This is a genomic window from Pseudomonas sp. LSJ-87 (genome assembly GCF_032971465.1).
In the GTDB taxonomy this organism is placed as follows: domain Bacteria; phylum Pseudomonadota; class Gammaproteobacteria; order Pseudomonadales; family Pseudomonadaceae; genus Aquipseudomonas; species Aquipseudomonas putida_Z.
Genome location: NZ_JAWJYQ010000086.1, coordinates 1 through 8,054, shown reverse-complemented (window position 1 = coordinate 8,054; position 8,054 = coordinate 1). Strand labels below are relative to the sequence as shown.

The following is an 8,054-nucleotide window of genomic DNA, read 5'->3' as shown; positions in this document are numbered from 1 at the left end:
TCGCCGTTCAGGCTTCAAGGTCTCCCGCAGGTTGAAGGTCCTCTGTAGCAGTTGGGTGTGAGTGCACTGGTGGCACCCGACAAACAAGGAAAGAGCGTGAGCACCAGCCTCTACAAGCATATCTACCGGATGGAAACCCTGTATGCAGCCTGGCGAAAAGTCAGGAGTAGTGCGTTCACGTCTTCATCGGAGAAGATACGAAACGAAGCCAAGGATTTTGAAGCTCGCATTCCCGGCGCTCTTCGCGAAATCCAACGCGCACTGTCACGAAAAGAGTTCGTTTTTGCTCCCCAAACGGGTGTGGCCAAGACGAAAGCAAATGGCAAGAGTCGCCCAATCGTCCTCGCTCCGATCCCGAATCGCGTTGTCCAGAGAGCGCTACTCGATGCGCTGCATCTGAAGGTCAAATACATTCAGAAGGTCTTTGCTGTGCCTACCAGTTACGGCGGCATTCCGAACAAGCGCGTCTCATTGGCTATTCAGGCCGCGAAGGAGTCGATGCAGGCCGGAGCTAAGTACCATATTCGATCAGATATTCCTGACTTTTTTACCAAGATCAACAAGCCTCGGGTGCTTGAACTGATCGCAGAGCACGTGAGATGTGCCGATACAGTCAGGCTATTTGAGCACGCCCTACAAACTGACCTCGGCAATATTGACGCACTCCGAAGACAGCGAATCGAGGACCTCTTTCCTATTGGTGCGCAAGGAGTTGCTCAGGGCTCTCCGCTCTCGCCTCTTGTGGCGAACATCTACCTCCACGAGTTTGATCTGAAAATGAATAGTAAAGGCATCACTTGCCTCCGCTACATTGACGATTTCCTTCTTCTTGGGCAAGACAGCCACTCGGTGGATAGTGCCTTCAAGGCTGCAAGGAAGGAATTGAACGCATTGTCATTGGATGCGTACTGCCCATCTTCGGCTCCCGATAAAGCATCGCGTGGCCCCGCTACAAAGGGCGTGGATTTCCTGGGGTGCACCATTACTCCGGGACTTGTACAGCCGTCACGGAAGACCCGTAGCAAATTCCGGGAGCGTGTTCGATCGGATCTTGAGGTCTCGATACGAATGATGAAAGCAGGCGCAGAGCAAGGCATAACCAATTCTTTGGGAACGTATTCCGGAGCTCTTCAAAATCTGGATAGGGTCATCCTGGGCTGGGGGAAAGCGTTTTCGTTCTGCCACACGTCCGCACAGTGGGCACACGCTATCGACAAAGATATCTCTGCTGCGCTTAAAGAGTTCGAGGCGGCGACAGCGCGACTACTCAGTGCCTCCGACCAAGCAGCGCAACGGCGAATTCGTGGAGTGAGACTCTTAGCGGAGGTCAATCCACATCAGGATGATGAACCGCTGGCCTCGGCTGTGTAATACGAAATTACGATTTCATCGCACGCTGCACGCTGCTCAAGCTCACACCCAATTCCTCTGCCGCCTTCCGGAAACTCAACCCGCCGGCCACAGCGGCCCGGATCGCTTCGTCATCCACGGCCTTCTTTCGGCCCTTGTAGATCCCTGCGGCCTTCGCCTTGGCGATCCCCTCGGCTTGCCGCTCCCGGATCATACTGCGCTCGAACTGGGCCACTGCGCCCATCATGCTCAGCATCAGGTCTTGCGTGTGGTTCTTCTCGCTCGTGAAGATCAACCCTTCCTTGTGGAAATGAAGCTGTACGCCACGGGACTTGAGGTCCTCGACCAGCTCCAGCAGGTCCTTGAGGCTTCGGGCGAGTCGGTCGATGCTGTGAACATGGATAGTGTCACCCTTGCGCACGTAGCGCAGCATCTCTTGAAGCGCTGGACGTTCCGTTGTTGCACCGCTTAGCTGGTCCTCGAAGACCTCATCCAGCGCCACGCCGTCCAGTTGTCGGGCGGTGTTCTGGTCTGCCGAACTCACACGCTTGTAACCTACCTGCGCCATCTACAGCCTCGCCTTGTGTATTCAATAGGGTTTAGATGTAGTAATGCTGAGTGTGTTCACAATCAATGTCAACCCTAATGACCACGTCTTGCGATGGGCACTTGTGTTCACGGTGCAGTGTTCGCAAGGGTGTACCCTATGAATACTAATCGATGATCTATCCATTAAGGCGGCGCTTATTGCTCACCATTCGGACAAGTCACCCGTCCGCCTTTGGCATTTGCAGCTGCGTCTTCGATGGCTTGCTTTGGCGAAACATAACCGAGGTCAGAGACACCCTCGCGTTAGCATTCGGACTGCTGTGGGCAGCCGCCAGCATGGGGGTTATGGCTTCGGACCGGATGTAGGATGGGCTCAAAGAAATTTCTGTCAGTTTTTCACTGAATCCGGTCAGCACTCCCAATCAGGGTTTCCAGCCTTGCGCAGCTTGTCACGCCAAGTAGAGGCCTGGCGTGACGCACGGGCCCGTTCTTTCTGCTGAGGGGAAAGCTGTCTGCCTCGATTGATTTGACGGAGTGCAGGGTTTCGATTGTCCTTCTCGCGCTCCGCCAGATGTATCACGGACTCTTTAACAGAAACCCGAAGGAACCCAGAGTCCTCCAGCTCAAGCCATCTGGCAACGATCAAGTCGGATAGCTCAAACGAGTATCGAGACAGCAACACAAAGGTCCGTCGCTTGTCGAGGATGGTCAGCGGCTGAAGTTTTCCGCGTGAGTCCACGTACTGGGTACTGACAATCTGGCGGTCCAAATCTGGGCCACGAGATTCCAGCGCCTCAACCATCTTGGCGATATCTCGGAGTACATGCTTGTGGTTCTTGCCGGTGATCTCTGCGATCTCCAGAGAGGTCATCCCAGGCAGGCCATTGAGGGTCGTGAGGCCAATCACTTCGGTTCTGGTGATGTTCTCGAAGACAGTTGCATCGGTGGCGGTGGTTGTCATGGTGTCTGTTTTCCTTTTGATAGCGCCCTCCAGGTCGCACCCACAGCCGGGCATCCAGACCCCAGACGAGGGACCCGGTGTGGCATGAAAGGCGCTATCAGAAGAACTGGATGATTGAGAGAGCCCAGCGAAGGGCGAAGTTGATTACAAGAGAGAAGGGAAGCGACGAGGTCTCGGGGGAGAGATCTTTGGGATCCCCCCTCCCCCTAATAGTGAGGGTTTTTGGAGTCCGCTTACTCTGGCTTTATTGATCATCCAAAGTGAGCCTGGTGGAGGAAATCTCCACTAAGCGGCACCTGAGGTTTAACGAGCAGAAACGGGATCACCTTGATAGCAGAAACCGCTATTAGGCCTGTTCCTCTAAAGGCCGTTGTCTCAATGCGCCTCCGATACAGAATGCCTCTACCAGAGCATTATGTAGTTTATCGACGCCAACTCGCTGGGAACCCGCATAGAGGTCGTAGGTAATGTTCCCCGAGCTGTGCCCAGTAATGCACTGCGCGATGACCTCGGGGGTAGCTGCGGCCTTAAGAAGTCCAGAAAGCGAATGACGGAGTGAGTGGAACGACTGGTCGCTGCCCGGCGGTAGACCCAGTGGCTTGCGCACGGCTTCATTCAATGGCCTGTTGTAGTAATGGGGTTTCGCCTTGAATAGCCTCCCCGGCTCCGATGCAACCCACGCCAGGAATGCCTTGAGGTTGAATCCGTAGGCACCATCGACAAGCGGCACCATGCGGGCGGAGAAATCATTCTTGAGCGTCTTTCCTTGCTCGTCCTGGTTGATGTCGATGATGGTGATACCGCCGTCCACTTCCTTCACGTCAGCTTGGGTAAGTTGATACAGCTCGCCAATTCGAGCGCCTGTAAGCACACCGAGGGATAGTCCCCAGCGCTTCCAGTCGTCCGCAGGAAGGGCGTTTGCGTGCTCCATGATGGCGGCCACCTCATCACGGGAGAACGGCCTACGCGCGCTCTCAGCGCCTCGCTCGATCTTCAAGCCCTTGTCGAATGAACGCTCGATGAATCCATTGTTCACCGCCCAGTCCATCACGGTCGAGAGCTGTGTCAGTAGCTTGTTCACGGTCAATGGCTTCCGGCCCTCCGTGACCTTTTCCTTGAGCGCTACCATGTCCGCCCGAGTGTGATTGCGAATGTCGAGGTCACCCAGCAGTTTTATCAGGGTTCGACAATTGGACTCGATGGCGTGAAGCGTGTTGCTCTTGACGTTGCCTTGGCGCTCCTTGAGGAAAAGCGCAGCGAGCGCCGCGAAGGTCAGTGGCGACTGGTCGGGATCAGAGCGACTGGAAGATGCGTATACAGATAAGGACCCAGGTTTAACGCTTTCCGGTTCTTCTAAGCGCTCGATGGTGTCCATTAGCGACCGTGGGTTGCCCCCCAAACGCGCCTGTGCGCCTTTCACGATTTCCCGGCTTACATCCAAAGCCCTGTGTTGGTCGAGGCTCAGCGAGGCCGTAGCAGCTGCTTCCATGAGCGATTGGGCGAGGTCAGAGTAAATCTCGTCATAGATGGACAGATCGCTATCCGAGTAAGCCTGCATCAGCAGCCCATGGGCGACTTCTGCCAAGCGCTCCTTGAGATCCGACCATGTGGCTTCCGGGCGGTCGAGGTGAAAGACGGCCAGAGCCTTGAGAATGTCTTGCGATAGCGTCATAGCGGAGGGGCGTTCCGAGGTGCGAAGTGAAACTGTGAGGCTGCGAGCGGAGCATCCCCGGGGTCGGACCCGGAGATAGTAGATGCCGTTACGTCGATAGTGCCAAACCGAGAGCCGTTGAGGCGGTTTCTGGTGACAGGCTGGTGACACTTGGCCCTGCTCGGGCATAGCTTGGTAGGTGGTCATAGGTACTCAAGCCCTTGATGTACATAGGGTTCACCACCAGTACTTCCCAAACATTTCCGGGTTGGCCCAGAACTTGGCATTCAGCCAGTCCGGTACCTGCTTGTAGTCATGTAGATCATAGGTGAACAGGCTCAATACCTGCTGGTCACGGCGGAATTTCTCGCTGGCCGACAGGGCCAGGGCAAAGAAATCGGTGTCTTGCCAGCCACAGGCGGCCAGGTCGGCCAGCACCGCGACCCGGCTGGCATTGAGGTTGCGAATGCCGCCGAGCAATTCCAGGCCGGTGCGTTTGGGCAGGTGCTCCAGGCAGTCCACCAGTACCGCCAGGTCAAAGCGCTGGGCTGCCAGTTCTGCCGGCAACGGGCCTGGGGCGGCCGTGGCGATGGTTACCTGTGGGTGCGCCTGGGCGAAGGCGTCCAGCGCCGGGAAGCGCGTGCCCACCAACAGCAGGCGTTGCGGGGTGAAGCGCTCGAGCAGGGCCGCCAGGGCCTGCTGCGGGGTGCGCTGGGAAAAACCGTCGGTCATTGGCAATCCTCGTTGAAGTCGTCCAAGACTAGCGGGCCGCAGCGTGCGGGCAAAGAGGCATGTGACTGTGTCGTGGCTTATTGGTGGCAGGGATCAGATGCTCGGTCTTTACTCCCTGAAATCGGCCTTATGCCGATTCCCCCTAGGAGAAGCAATGAAATGAGCATAGTACGCACAGCGATACCCCTGGTTCTGCTCACCAGTGTGTTGACTGGTTGTGCAGGTTTGCAAAAGACCGACTGGCCGAAATGTGCCGCCGTCGGGGGTGTAAGCGGCGCTGCCCTGGGCGCCATCGAGAGCTCCAGCTGGGCTGGTTGGGGCGCGTTGCTGGGCGGTGGCCTGGCGGCGGGCTATTGCTGGGCCCATGGCGATGGCGACGAGGATGGCGACGGCGTGCCGGACAGCCGTGACAAGTGCCCAGGCACCCCGCGCGGTGTGCAGGTCGATGCCAACGGCTGCCCGCCAGAGCCGGCCGCGGTGGTCGAGGAAGTGGTGGTGCAGAAGGAAGAAGTCATCGTCATCCGCGATGTGCACTTCGAGTTCGACTCTGCGCGCCTGACCGCCAGCGACAAGGAGCGCCTCAACACCATTGCCACGCGCCTGAAACAGGAAGCGCCGTCCGCCCGCCTGAGCGTCAGCGGCCATACCGACAGCGTCGGCTCCGACAGCTACAACCAGAAACTGTCCGAGCGCCGAGCCCACTCTGTGACCGATTACCTGGTCGAGAGCGGTGTGCCGCGCAGCAGCTTCGTGTCGGTGGTCGGTGCTGGTGAAACCCAGCCGGTGGCAGACAACGCCACGGCCGATGGGCGCGCCATGAACCGCCGTACCGAGATCAAGATCCAGCGGTAGAGCGGCGTGCGCCCGTGCCTTGAGCAGTGGCACGGGCGCGCCTTCACGGCGGTCAACCGTCCGTGGCCAATGACACAGGAGCATTCAGCATGAGTGTGACGTCGAAGGCGGCGCTGCCGCTGTTGGTGGCTGCCAGCCTGCTCGCGGGCTGCGCCACCCACAGCGATGGCGGCGCGCCGCTCAACCAGAGAACCTGGCCCATCTGCAGCCTGCTCGGCGGCCTGGTCGGTGGTGGCCTGGGCGCCATCGAAAGTTCGAGCTGGGCGGCTGGCGGCGGTGCCCTTGGCGCCATTGCCGGGGGCCTGATCTGTTACGCCCAGGATGGCGACGAAGATGGCGACGGTATTTTCGACCGCCGCGATCTTTGCCCCGATACCCCCGCCAACACTGCGGTCGACCACATGGGTTGCCCGTTGAAGGTGTACCCCGCATCGCCGCCTGCCACTGAACCTGAACCCTCGCCAGAGGTGATCATCCTGGATGACAACGGCGCGGTGATGTTCGCCTTCGATTCCGCCGAGCTGACCCCGGCGGCCCAGCAGCGCCTGCAAGGCCTGGTGGCGAAGCTCGATTCACCGACGGTGGCGAAAGTAAGCGTGATCGGGCATACCGACAACGTAGGCTCCGACAGCTACAACCAGGCACTTTCCGAACGCCGCGCCAGCAGCGTGGCCGTTTACCTGATCAGCCAGGGGCTGGAGGCGGGCAAGGTCACCAGCCAGGGGCGCGGCGAGAGTGAACCGCTCACCGACAACGAAAGCGAGGAGGGCCGCGCCCGCAACCGACGGGTGGAGCTGCACCTCAACTGAGTGGTGCTGGCGCCTGTCCTGACATTGCAGTTAATGTTGGTCGCACGGCCCGCTCGAACGGGCCGTCTCGACATAACAACAATCCATGGGGGCGGGATATGAAATTCATCCTGGGCTTGGGCAAGGTCCTGACAGTCGCTTTCTGGGGTGTGGTGTTGTTCAATCAGTTGATGCCACAACCCTTGCCGTTCAACCTGCTGATCAACGCCGCCGGCATCACCTTGCTGGGCCTGCACCTGCTCGAAGTGCTGTTCTTCAATGGCAGCCTGCGCGGGCGCAGCCACCGCTGGTTCGATCGTCTGCAGATCCTGTTGACGGGTATCTTCCATGTCATGTCCATCCCCCGTGTGCAGGAGGCGCCGCGAAATGCGTAATCTGATGTTGCTGGCCATGTTGGCCGTTCCCCTGGCCCAGGCCGAAAGCCTGGAGGTCGCCGCCAATTCCATGCTGCGCTTGCCCGACAAGTCGGCAAGCGTGCACCTGGCACAGTTGCGTGTCGCCGATGCCGCAACCCTGCTGCTGCCTGCCACGCTCGCTGAGTTGAAGGTCGACCAGCTGGAGTTGGGGCGCGATGCGCGTATCGCCATTGCACCGTCCGATAGCCCGTTGCTGATCGAGGCGCGCAGCGCGCGGCTGGGTGAGGGTAGCGAATTCAGTGCGCCGGGAGCGGCGGGTACTTACCAGCGGGGAGCCCGGTCGGGCCGCAGCCTGGACCTGAAACTGGCTGAAGTGGATGCCGAGCGCCTGGCCATCGATGCCCGTGGCGGTGCCGGTGCGCCGGGGTACGTGGGGCTCGATGGCGCCAACGGCCAGGCCGGTGGCTGCACCTGGGGCCAGGCCAGCCGCGGTGCCAATGGCGATGACGGCGGCAATGGGCACGATGGTGCGCCGGGTGGGCGCATCCGTCTGAGCGTGCCGCAGGGCTTCCCCCAGGAACGCATCGTGGTGCGCCTGGACGGCGGGGCACCGGGCAAGGCCGGGGCTGCAGGCAAGGCCGGCAAGGGCGGGGCTAGCAAGGGTTGCCTGGTGTACCGCACAGACGCCGGCGCCAATGGCCGGCCGGGGCAGCCGGGCCAGCCTGGGTTGGCCGGGGCTGCAGGTGAGCTGATTCTGCAGCGCTTGTGAAAACCTGTACTGGCCCTATCGCCGG

9 protein-coding genes are annotated in these 8,054 nt (G+C 59.6%); 5 read left to right on the top strand and 4 right to left on the bottom strand.

Features of this window, described 5'->3' with window-relative positions; all coding sequences use genetic code 11:
• Positions 1–96 precede the first annotated feature (96 nt).
• Entirely contained in the window at positions 97–1,371 is a 1,275-nt protein-coding gene (locus RYH74_RS26075) for a reverse transcriptase domain-containing protein (protein WP_317410583.1), read from the top strand.
• Positions 1,372–1,378: 7 nt separating this feature from the next.
• Here RYH74_RS26075 and RYH74_RS26070 read toward each other — a convergent pair whose 3' ends face one another.
• From RYH74_RS26070 to RYH74_RS26055, 4 genes are all read right to left on the bottom strand, one after another.
• Positions 1,379–1,918: a recombinase family protein gene (locus RYH74_RS26070; protein WP_317410581.1), complete on the bottom strand. Its 540-nt coding sequence runs from the start codon at positions 1,916–1,918 to the stop codon at positions 1,379–1,381.
• A 390-nt stretch (positions 1,919–2,308) separates the two neighbouring features.
• Positions 2,309–2,860, bottom strand: coding sequence for a Rha family transcriptional regulator (locus tag RYH74_RS26065; protein WP_317410580.1), 552 nt, complete (start codon positions 2,858–2,860; stop codon positions 2,309–2,311).
• 346 nt (positions 2,861–3,206) lie between these two features.
• Positions 3,207–4,532 carry a tyrosine-type recombinase/integrase gene (locus tag RYH74_RS26060; RefSeq protein ID WP_317410579.1) on the bottom strand — a complete coding sequence of 442 codons (1,326 nt, stop codon included), beginning with the start codon at positions 4,530–4,532 and terminating at the stop codon, positions 3,207–3,209.
• Between the two features lie 216 nt (positions 4,533–4,748).
• Positions 4,749–5,243, bottom strand: a complete 495-nt coding sequence (locus tag RYH74_RS26055) for a DUF6231 family protein (RefSeq protein ID WP_087500243.1) — start codon at positions 5,241–5,243, stop codon at positions 4,749–4,751.
• A 159-nt stretch (positions 5,244–5,402) separates the two neighbouring features.
• Here RYH74_RS26055 and RYH74_RS26050 point away from each other — a divergent pair, with 159 nt between their 5' ends.
• From RYH74_RS26050 to RYH74_RS26035, 4 genes are all read left to right on the top strand, one after another.
• Positions 5,403–6,095, top strand: a complete 693-nt coding sequence (locus RYH74_RS26050) for an OmpA family protein (RefSeq protein WP_025340371.1) — start codon at positions 5,403–5,405, stop codon at positions 6,093–6,095.
• An 89-nt stretch (positions 6,096–6,184) separates the two neighbouring features.
• Positions 6,185–6,904 (top strand): OmpA family protein, encoded by a 720-nt coding sequence (locus tag RYH74_RS26045; RefSeq protein WP_075046128.1) that lies wholly within the window; start codon positions 6,185–6,187, stop codon positions 6,902–6,904.
• Between the two features lie 98 nt (positions 6,905–7,002).
• Complete coding sequence (locus RYH74_RS26040) at positions 7,003–7,278, top strand: DUF1145 domain-containing protein (RefSeq protein WP_025340369.1); 276 nt, start codon at positions 7,003–7,005, stop codon at positions 7,276–7,278.
• Positions 7,271–8,029 carry a collagen-like triple helix repeat-containing protein gene (locus RYH74_RS26035; RefSeq protein WP_075046127.1) on the top strand — a complete coding sequence of 253 codons (759 nt, stop codon included), beginning with the start codon at positions 7,271–7,273 and terminating at the stop codon, positions 8,027–8,029. The genes RYH74_RS26040 and RYH74_RS26035 overlap by 8 nt, the downstream gene beginning before the upstream one ends.
• The last annotated feature ends 25 nt before the right edge of the window (positions 8,030–8,054 follow it).